This window comes from Pseudomonas sp. JV449, from assembly GCF_032424295.1.
GTDB classification, from domain to species: Bacteria; Pseudomonadota; Gammaproteobacteria; order Pseudomonadales; family Pseudomonadaceae; genus Aquipseudomonas; species Aquipseudomonas marginalis.
The window spans coordinates 844,350-859,147 of the sequence record NZ_VYKD01000005.1 but is presented as its reverse complement, the minus strand read 5'-3'; the positions used below and the strand labels follow the sequence as shown (position 1 = coordinate 859,147).

Annotated in this window: 12 protein-coding genes; 2 read left to right on the top strand and 10 right to left on the bottom strand. The window is 48.6% G+C overall.

The genetic code is table 11. The features are described from left to right. The first annotated feature begins 9 nt into the window (after window positions 1–9). Window positions 10–1,452, top strand: coding sequence for a hypothetical protein (locus tag F6S08_RS09315; protein WP_315871318.1), 1,443 nt, complete (start codon window positions 10–12; stop codon window positions 1,450–1,452). A gap of 39 nt (window positions 1,453–1,491) precedes the next feature. Beyond that, complete coding sequence (locus F6S08_RS09310) at window positions 1,492–2,676, top strand: glycosyltransferase family 4 protein (protein WP_315871317.1); 1,185 nt, start codon at window positions 1,492–1,494, stop codon at window positions 2,674–2,676. Between the two features lie 35 nt (window positions 2,677–2,711). Here the strand turns inward: F6S08_RS09310 and F6S08_RS09305 are convergent, their stop codons facing one another. The 10 genes from F6S08_RS09305 to rpsA form a co-directional block, all read right to left on the bottom strand. Beyond that, window positions 2,712–4,712: a nucleoside-diphosphate sugar epimerase/dehydratase gene (locus F6S08_RS09305; protein ID WP_315871316.1), complete on the bottom strand. Its 2,001-nt coding sequence runs from the start codon at window positions 4,710–4,712 to the stop codon at window positions 2,712–2,714. 90 nt (window positions 4,713–4,802) lie between these two features. After that, a complete protein-coding gene (locus F6S08_RS09300) occupies window positions 4,803–5,819 on the bottom strand; it encodes an MraY family glycosyltransferase (protein WP_065947429.1) in 1,017 nt (338 codons plus the stop codon). Window positions 5,820–5,920: 101 nt separating this feature from the next. Further along, the gene (locus F6S08_RS09295; RefSeq protein WP_065947428.1) at window positions 5,921–6,883 is read right to left on the bottom strand and encodes a UDP-glucose 4-epimerase family protein; all 963 of its coding nucleotides are present in this window, start codon (window positions 6,881–6,883) and stop codon (window positions 5,921–5,923) included. After that, the gene (locus F6S08_RS09290) at window positions 6,880–8,079 is read right to left on the bottom strand and encodes a glycosyltransferase family 4 protein (protein WP_083221176.1); all 1,200 of its coding nucleotides are present in this window, start codon (window positions 8,077–8,079) and stop codon (window positions 6,880–6,882) included. Before F6S08_RS09290 ends, F6S08_RS09295 begins: the two co-directional genes overlap by 4 nt. Before the next feature lie 69 nt (window positions 8,080–8,148). Beyond that, the gene (locus F6S08_RS09285) at window positions 8,149–9,279 is read right to left on the bottom strand and encodes a UDP-N-acetyl glucosamine 2-epimerase (RefSeq protein ID WP_065947426.1); all 1,131 of its coding nucleotides are present in this window, start codon (window positions 9,277–9,279) and stop codon (window positions 8,149–8,151) included. A gap of 67 nt (window positions 9,280–9,346) precedes the next feature. Then, on the bottom strand, window positions 9,347–10,465 hold the full coding sequence (gene wbjC / locus F6S08_RS09280; RefSeq protein ID WP_065947425.1) for a UDP-2-acetamido-2,6-beta-L-arabino-hexul-4-ose reductase: 1,119 nt from the start codon (window positions 10,463–10,465) through the stop codon (window positions 9,347–9,349). 3 nt (window positions 10,466–10,468) lie between these two features. Then, window positions 10,469–11,503: a polysaccharide biosynthesis protein gene (locus tag F6S08_RS09275; RefSeq protein ID WP_065947424.1), complete on the bottom strand. Its 1,035-nt coding sequence runs from the start codon at window positions 11,501–11,503 to the stop codon at window positions 10,469–10,471. A gap of 663 nt (window positions 11,504–12,166) precedes the next feature. Then, a complete protein-coding gene (ihfB, locus tag F6S08_RS09270) occupies window positions 12,167–12,463 on the bottom strand; it encodes an integration host factor subunit beta (RefSeq protein WP_003218804.1) in 297 nt (98 codons plus the stop codon). 130 nt (window positions 12,464–12,593) lie between these two features. Further along, window positions 12,594–12,878, bottom strand: a complete 285-nt coding sequence (locus F6S08_RS09265) for a hypothetical protein (RefSeq protein ID WP_315871315.1) — start codon at window positions 12,876–12,878, stop codon at window positions 12,594–12,596. A gap of 151 nt (window positions 12,879–13,029) precedes the next feature. Further along, window positions 13,030–14,715, bottom strand: coding sequence for a 30S ribosomal protein S1 (gene rpsA / locus F6S08_RS09260; protein ID WP_027604177.1), 1,686 nt, complete (start codon window positions 14,713–14,715; stop codon window positions 13,030–13,032). Window positions 14,716–14,798: the final 83 nt, after the last annotated feature.

Below are 14,798 nucleotides of genomic sequence, written 5' to 3'. Positions count from 1 at the left end.
CTTCTAATTATGAACGCACTTAAGATCTTCTCTCTCCACCTCCTTGCATGCAAAAAAGCAAAATACATTTTTATATTTTTTCTGGTGCTTTCGTGGTCAACATTATTTCTTTTAGCCACCTTTGAATACCCTGGCAACCAGTATAGTTATATTTTTTTCTCCCTTATATTCTTAGCTCTACTGCTGTCAGGACTATTTTCAAAGGTTAGTTATGGATATACTTTTTTATCAGTCATGTTATGGCTAGGATTTTGGTTGAAAGCCACACTTCATTTATTATTTAAGTATGACTATGTTGAGCCCATCGGCCAATTCAACGGATCAGGCGACGAATGGGACAATATACTGCTTGTAGCCTCTTGTGGTGTAATAGGCGTTTTGGCTGCTCGCTATTTTTATAATTTTGCAAATAAAAACCAGTCTACTTTAATTATAGAAACCCCTCCATTACCGCCAACCTTGTACAAAAAATTAAAACTCCCTCTTTGGATTATACTCATTTCATCAATAATCATACTTTCGGTAATAAATATTTATTTTTCATTCCAACAAATAGGAATAGTCCCGAAGACTATAATCTGGCCTCTGAATGCAATTTTTTCCTGGCTAATGTCTACTGGTTTCGCTATGGCCATAGCCACTTTATTGTGGTGGGAGTTCTCCCTAACCAAAGCAAATATTTACATTGTATTATTATCTTTATTTGAAGCAACTTTCTCATCTATTTCCTTGCTGAGTAGAGGACTCTTTGTTTTTCATATCATACCAATTTTTATGGCAACTTTCTTAAATCGAAAGCTAACAAAAAATCTCAACTTAAAATCCTCTGCTTTAATACTAATCTGCGCGCTCGCACTATACGCCGCCACATTTCCGCTAGTTAATTCCATTCGCGATTATCATTATTCCGGGCTGGTTCAAAAGCCCTCTATAAACTTTGAAATAAGTCTTTTCAAAAATAGTATACTAAAGCTTTCAAAGTTTTCTGTGGATCGATGGATTGGCCTAGAGGGGCTAATGGCAACATCTTCCTACAAGCAAAAAGATCGAACACTTTTCCTTTCAGTTCTAACTGAAAAAGTAGAAATTGGAAAAACTACGCAATTTCAAAATATCGCAAACTCAGATTATAGATTTTCAGATTCAGAAAAGTTCTTATTTGCTAGCTTACCTGGTCCTATTTCACTTTTCTACTTATCAGGCAGCACGCTAATTGTAATATCTTGCATGTTCTTAATCACATATACCGTACTGGTTAGTGAGCTTATAGTTCACAAAATCTTCTCAAACGCTTTTTTAACTGCTCTGTGGGCAAGTATAATATCTACTGCCGCGGCCCAAATGGGTATAAACGTACCAGGTTTATTATTTTATCTTTTTCTATGCTCACTCGGACTTTTCGCCATTTATCTTTCCCAAAAAATACCTTTTCCTAGAAAACAACTTCATTAGCAATTCTTTATTAAAATGTATAACCATCTCGGACCTAACATGAACAAGTTAAAAATATTAACATTTTCTTCTTATTATGTACCGGGCTATAAAGGTGGCGGCCCCGTCCGCACAATAGAAAATATGGTTGCTCATCTAGATGATTCTCTTGAGTTCTGGATCGTCACTCGTAATCATGACTTGGGCGATACAATACCCTACCATAGCATCCAGCACGAAGTTTGGCAGCGCCAAGGAAACGCCTATGTCTATTACCTACCTGCAGAAAAGCTCAACCTTTTAGGCATCCGTAAAATAATAAAATCCACACCTCATGACATCGTATATTTGAATAGTTTTTTTGATTGCAGATTTACTATCTTCCCACTTCTATACCGTTATTTATCGCGTGATCATTCGACACCTTTCGTTCTTGCCCCTAGGGGAGAGTTTTCTTCAGCAGCTTTAGAAATAAAAAAAATCAAGAAGAAACTCTACATTGCCATTTCTCAATTTTTGCGCCTGGGTAAAAATTTAACTTTCCAGGCGTCCAGTGAATTTGAAGCGAACGATATTGAAAAAGCACTAGGCATTGATAAGAGCGAGATAAAAATCGCCTCAGACTTACCATCTGTTAATTCACCGTCGCCAGCTTCGCTCAACCTCCACCCCCCGCATCAAACAGAAGAAAGCTCTTTACGCGTTATTTTTCTATCGAGAATATCGCCCATGAAAAATCTCGATTTTGCTATAAGCATACTTGCAGAGACTACATGCAGCCTCCAATTTGATATTTATGGCCCGAAGGAAGATTTACCTTATTGGGCGCACTGCGAACAGTTACTTTCGTCCCTACCAGATCACATTCAATACAACTACTGCGGAACAGTAATGCCTGATGATGTTAGAGAAATATTCTCTGCGTACGATTTATTCCTCTTTCCCACACAGGGGGAAAACTATGGCCATGTGATCGCCGAGTCGATTAGCGCTGGAACGCCTGTTCTACTAAGTGATAGAACTCCTTGGCGTTCGCTTGAACAAGATAATCTCGGCTGGGTTTTACCGCTTGGCACGCCCCAGTCATTTGCACGGGTGATAGATGCATTTTCCAAGACAACACCTCAAGAAAAACAAGAAAAGCGCAGGCATATTCTCGACTTCTCTGAGCACAAGTTATGCGCTCCTGAATCAATCATTCAGAATCGTGAGTTGTTTGTCTCCTTGCTACCGCAGAATAAGTAATCTAAAGGCTTAGCAACCGGCGAAGCATCCCGTGATTATGGCTCTCGTCGCCTACGCTGCTGCTCATGCACCCAATCTACAATCTCTCCGTCAGGGGAATATCCACTGACGGACTCACGCAATAACTGACGCACCAGTAAATAATTATCATCGTTCACAGCACTGATCAGTTCGCTCAGTTTATTTTTGAGGGTTTCCCAAGAGAGATAGTCTTCATTTGCACTCATGATCATTGGGTGTCTTGTTGCAACGACGTCATCACCAATGAGAAGCTCCTCATACAGCTTTTCTCCTGGGCGCAGCCCGGTGAATTCGATGGCGATATCGCCGTGCGGATTTTTATCTGAACTAACACTTAATCCCGATAGGTGGATCATCTTTTCTGCCAGTTCCACAATTTTTACGGGCTCACCCATATCCAGGACAAACACATCCCCTCCCATTCCCATAGAACCCGCTTGGATAACCAATTGAGCTGCCTCAGGGATCGTCATGAAATAACGCGTAATTTTTGGATGGGTTACCGTTAGAGGTCCGCCAGATTTAATTTGCTTGTAGAATAGTGGAATCACAGACCCCGAAGACCCCAATACGTTTCCGAATCGAACCATCGTAAACCGAGTTTTATTAACCCTTGATACGTTACTCGAATCGCCAAAAAGTACCGGCGCAACTTCTTTACTCAACGCTTGTAATGTCAGCTCTGCGAGTCTTTTGGTACTGCCCATAATATTCGTGGGTCTGACAGCCTTGTCCGTCGAGATCAAAACAAAATTGGCGACCCCAGCCTCCAGAGCCGCCTGAGCAGTGTTGAGGGTGCCAATCACATTATTTAGAATACCTTCCGCAATATTATGTTCTACCATCGGCACATGCTTATAAGCTGCAGCATGATACACCGTGACCACACTCCAGCGTTTCATGACATCAAGGAGCTTCTCCTGGTTTCGCACAGAGCCGAGAATGGGGAGCAATTTTATTGATCTGGATTCCCTTATTACCCGCTGCTCCAGCTCTGACAAGATGCTATAGAGATTAAACTCACTATGATCAAACAGAATCAGCGATGTAGGTCCTAAAGATAAAATTTGCCGGCATAGTTCGGAGCCAATAGACCCTCCTGCACCGGTAACCATAACAACCTGGCCTTTAATGCAGTGTGCGAGCAGGTCTTCTTGGGGAGGGACAGAATCGCGACCGAGTAGATCGGCAATATCCACCTCTTGAATATCATCAACTTTGACCAAACCACTCGCAAGATCCATAAAACCAGGCACGCTCCGTACATGGAATGGAAACCTTTCGAGGTAACTTAAAATTTCACGACGCCTGGCACGAGAACAAGAAGGAATGGCCAAGAGAACCTCCCCCACTCCCGTCTCATCAATCATGCGTTGAATATTTTTTGGTTTGTATACCTGCAACCCGGAAATCACACGATCGGAGATACTGGCATCATCATCGATAAAGGCTACAGGACGCATAAGTCGCCCCATTCTTAAAGCAGCAACAAGTTGGTTGCCAGCGGCTCCCGCGCCATAGATGGCCACTTTGGGCAAGCCATCCTCACGATTAGTGAAAGGAACGTGCTGTGCGGCCGCGAACCAATCCCCAAGAAAATATTGACGCATGGCTAAACGCAGGCCACCGATCATAACCATGCTCAACCACCAGTAATTGAACACTATCGAGCGTGGGACTACAGTTTGGTGGTTGCTGTACACATACACGGCTAATGCCAGTACCAACGCCGAAAGAGTAACAGCCTTTATTATTATAATAAGTGCATCATTACCGAAGTAACGCATCACCGCACGATACATTCCGAGTCGCACAAACAAGGGAATCGCTATCACTGGCGCACTGAGAAACAACCAAAGGTGGACTACAAATGGATTGCTTAGCTCGTCAATTCCCAAGCGTATTACGAACGCCATCCATAGGGCGAACCAAATCAACAGGATGTCAGTCGCTACCTGGAGAAACCGTTTTTGCCGGCGGGACATTCCCACCAGATATGCTCTTATCTTATCCATAACCCTTTGAATTACCTCAGTCCCTAGTAACGACTCAAAAACCAGCACCCTACGTATAGCTCATCTATTTAAAATCGCAGCCGGTACCTATTATGAAGGCGTTTCCAATTCACCGGCATGAAACTTCACGGCTAATATCACCAACGGCACATACGCTATCACCAGGCCAATAAGCCCGTTAAACCCCATGCCGACACACACAGCAATCGGGAGCAGCCAGAGTAAATTGATGAGCATAACGGTGATTGTAACTGGCATATGACGCCCAACTTTACGTGCAGCATACTGATATGCATGACTGCGGTGGGCCTCGTAGATTTTGTCTCCACGCAGTAAACGCCGGCCCAAAGTAAAGGTCGCATCAACGATAAATACGCCCAGCAAAATCAACCAAACCCAAAGCAACTCATTGGCCACCCATGCGGCCTGTAAAGAAAACACTCCAATCACGACACCTAGAAACCCGCTGCCGGCGTCTCCCATAAAGATGCGCGCGGGCGGAAAATTCCAATATAAGAAACCCAGCACTGCAATTGCCAGTAGCCCAGGAGCTATTATGAGTGCGTCGTGCCCAGCCAGCCAATAGACCAAGCTCGCCCCTGTGCAAGCACAAACTGCCTCAATGCTGGCGATGCCGTCGATTCCGTCCATGAAGTTATAGAGATTGAGCATCCAGACCAAGTACATGGCCGCCAACAGGTGTCCAAGCCAACCAAGGCTCAGATCAACCCCCGCAACGTTTAATGTGGGTAACCCCCCCATCCATAACAGTGCCCATGCCGCCGCTGCAAAATGCGCTAGTAAACGCCAACGCGCAGCGACATGCCCGTGATCATCGAGAAAACCGACCAAGGCAATCAATAATCCACTGCCCAGCAAAGGCAGTGCAGTAGCCCAACCTATAAGCCCCATAGATACCATCACACCCAATGCCACCAGGTAAGTAACGACAATGGCGACACCACCACCTCGTGGCGTAGGCACCGAGTGAGAACTGCGACAGTTGGGTATATCCATCAGGCTGCGTGTCAACGCATAGCGGCGTAGAACCCAAGTCAAAAATAACGACGCTATAAGCACCGTTGCAAACACCAACCAAATGGACATGTACGATCAGTTCCTGAAACAGAATGCTGGCAAAAAGAGATGCATCACTCGTCGCCGAGCCAATTCAAGCCGGTAGGGTTATTCGAAAATCGCCTATTTGCCTACTTTTTAACGTGCAAAAAATGCTGAGCAGCCTTTAACAAAGCTTGATCAACACTCACAGGCGCGACCCAGCCCAGAAGTTTCTGGGTTTTACCAATATCGACCTGCAGCGAGCCACAGAGGCGCTGAGAAAGTGCTTTGCGCCCCAGCAACGAGGCCCCGCACTCCAATATCCATGCTGGCACCGGTAATAAGCGTGCCGGAGTCCCCAGTGCAGCAGCCATTCTACGCAACAACTGAGTGGTAGAAAGATCCTCACCGTCACTGACCAGAAACGTCTCATTCGCGGCCAATGGGTGCTCGGCGCACGTCAGGATAAGGTCCACAAGATTATCCAAGGCGACCAGACTGCGCTGGTTATGGATGGCCCCAAAGGGCAGAGGTACACCTTTACTCAACCAGCGCATCATATTGAGAAAGTTGGCCTTCACTCCTGGTCCGTAGACAAGTGTCGGACGGATGATGACAACCTCCATTCCTGTCTGCGCAGCCAATAGCCTAAGAGCCTGTTCAGCCTCCATCTTGGAGATGCCATAAGGATCCACCGGAGCAGGCTCTGCATCAGCGGTGTAAGGCGCGCCCCGTCGCGTGCCTTCACCATTGACCTTGATCGAACTGACAAAGATAAAGCGCTTGGCTCCCGCCTGTGCAGCCTGCCTGGCGAGTTGCAGTGTCCCGTCGACGTTAACCTTGCGAAACTCCGCTAATGGATCAGCACTAGCGTCACTCATCACATGGACGCGCGCTGCACAGTGAACCACAACAGCACAATCGGTTACTGCCTCACTCCAGTCACACGCGGCATCAATCGCGTTTATCTTCACCATCCTAGTCGTACCGGGTAAATCGGAAAGGGCTTTACGGACAGCAATGACCGGCTCGAAGCGCCTATCCTGTACTACACGATCAAGCACGGCTCGCCCGACAAAACCAGATGCACCTGTCAACAACATAATTCTCATGATTTATTGCCCTGTCTCAAAGTGGCTTTTCTGAAAAGCGACTCAAGACGCTCGAACAACTTGGCTTTGGAGAAATGTTCAAGGTAGTAATCCCTACCAGACAGCCCCATACGCTCAAGCTCTGGGGCAGTTAAAGTGCCCATGGTGCGCACGATTTCGGCCAGCCCTCGGGCATCGCCTGAACCACAGGCCATACCGGCACCTGACTCAACAACCACTCTAGCGGCCTCACCATCAATCATCGCAATAATGGGCTTGCCCGAGGCCAGATAGGCCTGAACTTTGCCTGGGATAGTCCTTTCAAAAACCTCGTTGGTTTTTAATGACACCAGCAATGCGTCCGCCACAGAGAAAAGTGCAGGCATTTTTTCGAGTGGATGACGCCCCAACAACAAGACATTGCTCATCTGATGTTCAGATATGTGCTTGGTAAGCCATTCACTGGCCCGGCCATCTCCTACAATCACCCATCGGACCTGAAGATCTCCCTTGAGTGCTTTGGCCGCTTCCAGTATCGCCGGGAAGTCCTGAGCCTCGCCAAGGTTACCGGCGAACAAGATAGTGAAGACGGACTCATCACGTTGAAGCAGTTCGGAGGCTACCTGTACCTCCCCGGCAAAGTCGTCCTCGGCCCAACTTGGGAAGTACACAAGGCGATCGGCCGAAATCGAGCGGGTACAGTACTTTCTGACGTTTTCATCAAAGGCACGTGACTGCAACAATAGGTAGTCGGTGCGATTGTAGATCCAGGACACCACCTTGCCGACCATGCCAAGCAATTTCGGATGTTTGATAATGCCGACCGCGCTCAAGGTTTCCGGCCACAAATCCAAGACCCACACAAATACCGGCACTTTTTTCAGGCGCCCAATCACCAGTGCGGGAATTGCCGCCATAATAGGAGATACGGCATACACGAAGATTGAGTCGAATGACTGACCGCGCAGCTTATAGCTGCCGACTATTGAGGCACTCGTAAAAAAAGAAAAGTAGTTCAAGGCTAGGGTGATGCTGCGCCTGCCTCGCGCCAGCATCGGCACGCGCACAACCCGAGCACCTCGATAATTAGAGAACTGCGCAGGGTCCCCACGGAAATCAGCATAGACCTTGCCTTCCGGATAGTTGGGCACGCCGGTGAGCACAGTCACCTCGTGCCCCATGGCGATAAACCCTTCGACCATGTTGTTGATTCGCATGTTTTCCGGCCAAAAATACTGAGTGACCACCAGAATCTTCAGCGGCTTTTCTTGAGCGAACCTATCCAATCAATATTGCTTCCATACTGTACGCATAACGTAATCACGATAGCTGTGGATAATCCTCACCACTTTTTCGGCAACATTCGGCATGCTGTAATCCGATACGAGGCGAAGCGTGCGCTCGTGACCACTCCCTTGACGTTCCAGGAGTTGCAAGGCTTGCATGACACGGTCCACTTCTAGGCCAACCATCATCACCGCCGCCTCCTCCATGCCTTCAGGCCGTTCGTGGGCTTCACGTATGTTCAGCGCCGTAAAATTGAGGATCGACGATTCTTCATTAATGGTGCCGCTATCTGACAGCACGGCTTTGGAGGTCAACTGCAGTTTGTTGTAATCCTTGAAACCCAGTGGCTTGAGCAGTTGCACGTTCTTGTGAAAGATGACGCCCATTGCGTCTACCCGCTTTTGAGTACGCGGGTGGGTGGTCACAATTACCGGCAGTTCGTAATGGGCTGCAACAGTGTTAAGGACGTCTACCAGCTTTAGAAAGTTCTTGTCCGAATCGATGTTCTCCTCACGGTGAGCACTCACGACAAAAAATTTGCCTGCGTCCAGGCCAAGACGCTCCAATACGCTCGAAGCTTCGATTCCCTCGCGGTAATAATTGAGCACCTCGTACATGGGGCTCCCGGTTTTGATCACCATATCCGGCGGCAGACCTTCACGCAGTAAATAATCGCGGGCAATACTGCTATAGGTCAGGTTTATATCCGCCGTATGGTCAACGATGCGCCGGTTAATCTCTTCCGGCACGCGCATATCAAAACAACGATTACCGGCTTCCATGTGGAACGTCGGGATTTTACGACGCTTGGCTGGAATGACCGCCATGCAACTGTTGGTGTCACCAAGCACCAATAGAGCTTCTGGCTGCTCGTGTTCCAGGACGCGATCTACGGCAATAATCACGTTACCGATAGTCTGTGCACCACTGGCGCCTGCTGCGTTGAGAAAGTGATCGGGCTTACGGATGCCAAGATCTTGGAAAAAAATCTCGTTTAGCTCGTAATCATAATTTTGTCCGGTATGTACGAGGATATGCTCACAGTGCTCGTCCAGCTTCGCCATCACTCGCGACAAGCGAATGATCTCGGGGCGTGTGCCCACAACCGTGACGACTTTTAGCTTTTTCATCTCAACACTCTTCCAAATTCATAAACGTCTGGATCATCAACCTAACCATCGGCTTCACACCTTGACTTCAGGCTTGAGTTCCAACCGGCAGAGCAAAAGTATCCGGTCGCTCGCGGTCGAAAATCTCGTTTGCCCAAAGCATTACGATCATTTCGTCATCACCTACGTTGGTAATATCGTGAGTCCAACCAGGTACAGTCTCTACGATCCGAGGCTCATCGCCGCTAGTGAATAATTCGTAAAAGTCGCCAGAAATGATATGGCGAAAACGGAAACAGGCCAGGCCTTTGATTACCAGGAATTTTTCGGTTTTGCTGTGGTGGTAATGGCCGCCGCGTGTGATGCCAGGATAAGCGGTAAAGTAAGAGAACTGCCCACTGTCTTTGGTCTTCAACATTTCCACAAAAACGCCACGTGGGTCTCCGTACTTAGGAACGTCATAAGCGAACTGTTCGACAGGCAGGTAGCTCACGTAGGTCGAATAGAGCGCCCGCACTAGCCCTGTGCCAACAGCTTCACTGATCAGCGTGTCACGGCTTTTACGGAAGGTATGCAACTGATCCGCCAACTCCCCTACGGTAATGCTGTATACCGGACTTACCTGCGGATTTGAGTCAGCGAATGATCCGCCGTCCATAGCACTGACGAAACAATCAATAACATCATCGATGTAGACCAGGCTGATCACTGACTTAGGGTCATTGATCTGAACCGGCAAGCCCCGAGTGATGTTATGGCAAAAAGTTGCGACAGCTGAGTTGTAATCGGGACGTGCCCATTTGCCAAATACATTGGGTAAACGCAGCACCTGAATGCGAGAACCGTGACTGGTGTGTAGATCCTGCAATAACTGCTCAGCAGCGAGTTTGCTGACGCCATATGGATTATCTCGATCAGCTTGGATCGACGACGTGTAAAGAACAGGTATTGGCTTGCCGCTCACCTTAATTGCTTCGCAAAGAGCAAGAGTCAAATCGGTGTTTCCAGTTTTAAACTCTTGCGGCAATAGCGGTCGATTGACCCCTGCCAAGTGAAAAATAAAATCGGATTCGGCCACCATGAGAGGTAACTGGGCGATGCTGTTATCTCGGGTAAAGGGCACTACCTCGATATCTTTACGCTCGCTCAAGTGCGCTATCAGATTCTTACCAACAAAACCATTAGCCCCGGTGACCAATACCTTCATTACTTACTCCTCCGGCGTAGCATGCTCGCCACGTTGGATAGCCTGCATAAACTCAAGTTTGAGCAAGAGGCGCTGCATACCTGCCACATCCAACCTTTCGGTATTGTGGGAGTTATAGTCTTCCGTACGAGAGATTTTCTCTTCACCAAGCTCCACAAACTTGGAGTAGTTCAGGTCACGTAAATCTGGCGGAATACGATAGTAGTCGCCCTTATCTTCAGCGCACGCCATTTCTTCGCGACTCAAAAGCGCCTCGAACAACTTCTCGCCGTGACGCGTGCCAATGACTTGAATAGGGTGCTCGGGCTTACCAACCATAGCGGTCAGTGCCTTGGCCAAAGTCTCGACGGTTGCCGCAGGTGCTTTTTGCACGAAAAGATCACCGTTACGGCCATGCGCGAATGCGTACAACACCAAATCGACGGCGTCCGCCAGTGTCATCATGAACCGAGTCATATTCGGATCAGTCAGGGTTAATGCCTGTTCTGAACGGATTTGCTCGATGAACAAGGGAATCACCGAGCCACGCGAAGCCATGACGTTACCGTAACGAGTGCCACAAATAACGGTTCTTTTATCATCGACATTACGGGATTTGGCAACCATTACCTTTTCCATCATAGCCTTGGATATACCCATGGCATTGATGGGATAGACAGCCTTGTCCGTACTCAAGCAAACCACACGCTTGACTGCGTTCTGGATTGCAGCTTCAAGAACATTTTCGGTGCCAATGACATTGGTCTTGACTGCCTCCATTGGGTGAAACTCGCAGGATGGGACCTGTTTGAGCGCTGCTGCGTGGAAAATGTAGTCCACTCCACGGGTGGCAGTGAGCACACTCTGATAATCGCGCACATCGCCAATATAGAATTTCAGCTTGGCATTAGCGTAGCGCTTACGCATATCGTCTTGCTTCTTCTCATCGCGGCTGAAGATGCGAATTTCAGCGATATCGCTGCCAAGGAAGCGTTTAAGCACTGCGTTACCGAATGAGCCGGTACCGCCAGTGATAAGGAGCGTTTTTCCGCTGAACATAATGAGTCCTAGGGCAATCCGCACAGCACGACAAGCTTCTAGCCGGCAACTCACCTCAAGACCAGCAGACCGACAAGCCCCCTCGACTCCCCCTGAAAACACGCTACAGATAAGAGTTAATGGGCTCAAGGAAAACGTCGAAGCTTGCCAGCATGCAGACTGAAAATCAGCGTTGTGTTGTGCAGTTAAAGATGAAGGGGGTGACGAAATTGATGAGTATTTTAAGCTCTACATCCTTAAAGTCAAAAACGAACACAAATAGATGACGTGCAAGCTCGCACCCTCATCTTGATCGCAAAACAAAAAGGCCTGCCAACTCGAAGAAAATCCACAGAGACGTCTGCTGCACAGTCTTTTGAATAGGAGACTACAGAACTGCCTGACTCCTCCCACCGACAACGAAAATGACTAGTTTTTTCGATCAGATCTCTTGATACGCGCAATTAAACAGAGCACCGGCCCAACGATCAAACCGAGCATTAATGACAGCGCCATGAACACTGACACTGGAAGCTCAGCCGTAGACCAGCCAAAAAACGACAATGACGTACTTCGCTGGTTCTCCAAGACAAATGCAATTATGAGAAATGTTAAAACCAGCACAACGAACGCTATCAAAACGTGCTTAAACCTACGCATAAGCCCCTCCCAACCCAAAACGTCTCAGACCCCCTCCTCCTCATCCTCATTCACCCGATCCCGCAATTCCTTCCCCGGCTTGAAATGAGGCACAAATTTCCCATCCAGACTCACCGACTGCCCAGTCTTAGGATTCCGCCCTACCCTTGGCGCGCGGTAGTGCAGCGAAAAACTGCCAAACCCACGGATCTCAATTCGATCCCCGGTCGCGAGGCACTGGGACATTTGCTCAAGCATGGTCTTGATAGCCAGCTCCACATCCTTGGATGAAAGCAGCCCTTGATGGGTGACAATTCGTTCGATCAACTCCGACTTCGTCATATTTTTCCCTTCTTTTTCAAGCAGCTAGGAAAAGCGCTTCGAAGGTTTTAGCATGACTTGATGAATTTGAACAGCCCATCTACCAACTTATCTGCCGTTTGAATAACGCCGCCATGAGCGACCCACACTCTCAATTGCAGATCACGAGCATGGTACGAGTGACCGCTCCTGCAGGGTTCCAACCGAACAAGTAATCACCCTCTTCGTCGTTGGCGTCGCTGGACCTGGTGATGACCTTATAGCCCTGCAGCCTGCATTCGCGGGCGGCGCGTTTCTCGCACTTATCCCAGTTGTTGCCCAACCCCGAGCAATCGACCTCAATGCCGCTGACACCGCGCCTCGCGTGAGTTTTGGCGCTGGTAACGGAACAGCCTGCAAGCATTACTACTGCGAACACCACGATAAGCCTGTTCATCGAAATTCTTAAAAACACGGGAGCGCCTTTATCAATACTCTATTCAGCTCTGACACCAAGGCGTCTGCCTTGGTTCTTGCGTGTTGATTCAGCGAATTTCAGGCACAAAAAAGGGCGACCGAAGTCGCCCTTTTTTACAGCCTTACAGAACTTAGTTCTGTTTAGCCATTGCTTCGCGCAGCAGGGAGGCCATGGTGGTCTCGCCTGTTGCAGCTTCCGGAGCCGATTTCAGGCTCTGGATGGCTTCTTTCTCTTCCACTTCGTCTTTCGACTTGATGGAGAGTTGGATCACGCGGCTCTTGCGATCGACGCTGATGATCTTGGCTTCTACTTCCTGGCCTTCTTTCAGAACGTTGCGCGCGTCTTCAACGCGGTCACGGCTGATTTCGGAGGCTTTCAGAGTCGCTTCGATATCGTCGGCCAGAACGATGATGGCGCCTTTGGCGTCAACTTCTTTCACAGTGCCTTTAACGATTGCGCCTTTGTCGTTCTCTTGAACGTACTCGGAGAACGGATCGCTTTCCAGTTGCTTGATACCCAGGGAGATGCGCTCGCGCTCTGGGTCAACCGACAGGATAACGGTGTCCAGCTCGTCGCCCTTCTTGAAACGACGAACAGCTTCTTCGCCAACTTCGTTCCAGGAGATGTCGGACAGGTGAACCAGGCCGTCGATGCCGCCGTCCAGACCAATGAAGATACCGAAATCGGTGATCGACTTGATGGTGCCGGAGATTTTATCGCCCTTGTTGAACTGGCCAGAGAAATCTTCCCATGGGTTAGATTTGCACTGCTTGATGCCCAGGGAGATACGACGACGCTCTTCGTCGATGTCCAGAACCATGACTTCCACTTCGTCGCCGACTTGTACGACTTTCGAAGGGTGGATGTTCTTGTTGGTCCAGTCCATTTCGGAAACGTGTACCAGGCCTTCAACGCCTTCTTCCAGCTCAGCGAAGCAGCCGTAGTCGGTCAGGTTGGTAACACGTGCGGTGACGCGAGTGCTTTCTGGGTAACGGGCTTTGATAGCGACCCATGGATCTTCACCCAGTTGCTTCAGGCCCAGGGAAACACGGTTGCGCTCGCGATCGTATTTCAGAACCTTGACATCGATCTCGTCGCCAACATTGACGATTTCAGAAGGATGCTTGATACGCTTCCAAGCCATGTCGGTAATGTGCAGCAGGCCATCGACGCCACCCAGATCGACGAATGCGCCGTAATCGGTGAGGTTCTTGACGATACCTTTGACTTGTTGGCCTTCCTGCAGGGATTCCAGCAGAGCTTCACGCTCGGCGGAGTTCTCTGCTTCCAGGACGCTGCGACGGGAAACGACAACGTTGTTGCGCTTCTGGTCGAGCTTGATGACCTTGAATTCGAGTTCCTTGCCTTCCAGGTGCGTGGTGTCCCGCACAGGACGAACGTCGACCAAAGAACCTGGCAGGAACGCACGGATGCCGTTAACGTCGACAGTGAAGCCGCCTTTAACCTTACCGTTGATAACGCCCTTGACCACTTCTTCAGCTGCGAAGGCTGCTTCGAGAACAATCCAGCATTCAGCGCGCTTGGCTTTTTCACGGGACAGCTTGGTTTCACCGAAACCGTCTTCAACCGAGTCCAGAGCAACGTGAACTTCGTCACCGACATTGATTGTCAGATCACCAGCATCGTTGTAGAACTGTTCCAGCGGGATCAGAGCTTCAGACTTCAGACCAGCGTGAACGGTTACCCAGCGAGCTTGGTAATCGATATCAACGATAACACCGGTGATGATGGAGCCTGCCTGAAGGTTCAGGGTTTTTAGGCTTTCTTCAAAGAGTTCCGCAAAGCTTTCGCTCATTTTAATTCCTGTTGATAAGGGCGAAGAATACGCCCATCTCCACACCCCAGACGGTGTGGGTCAGTTTCAGTTAAAAGAAGCCA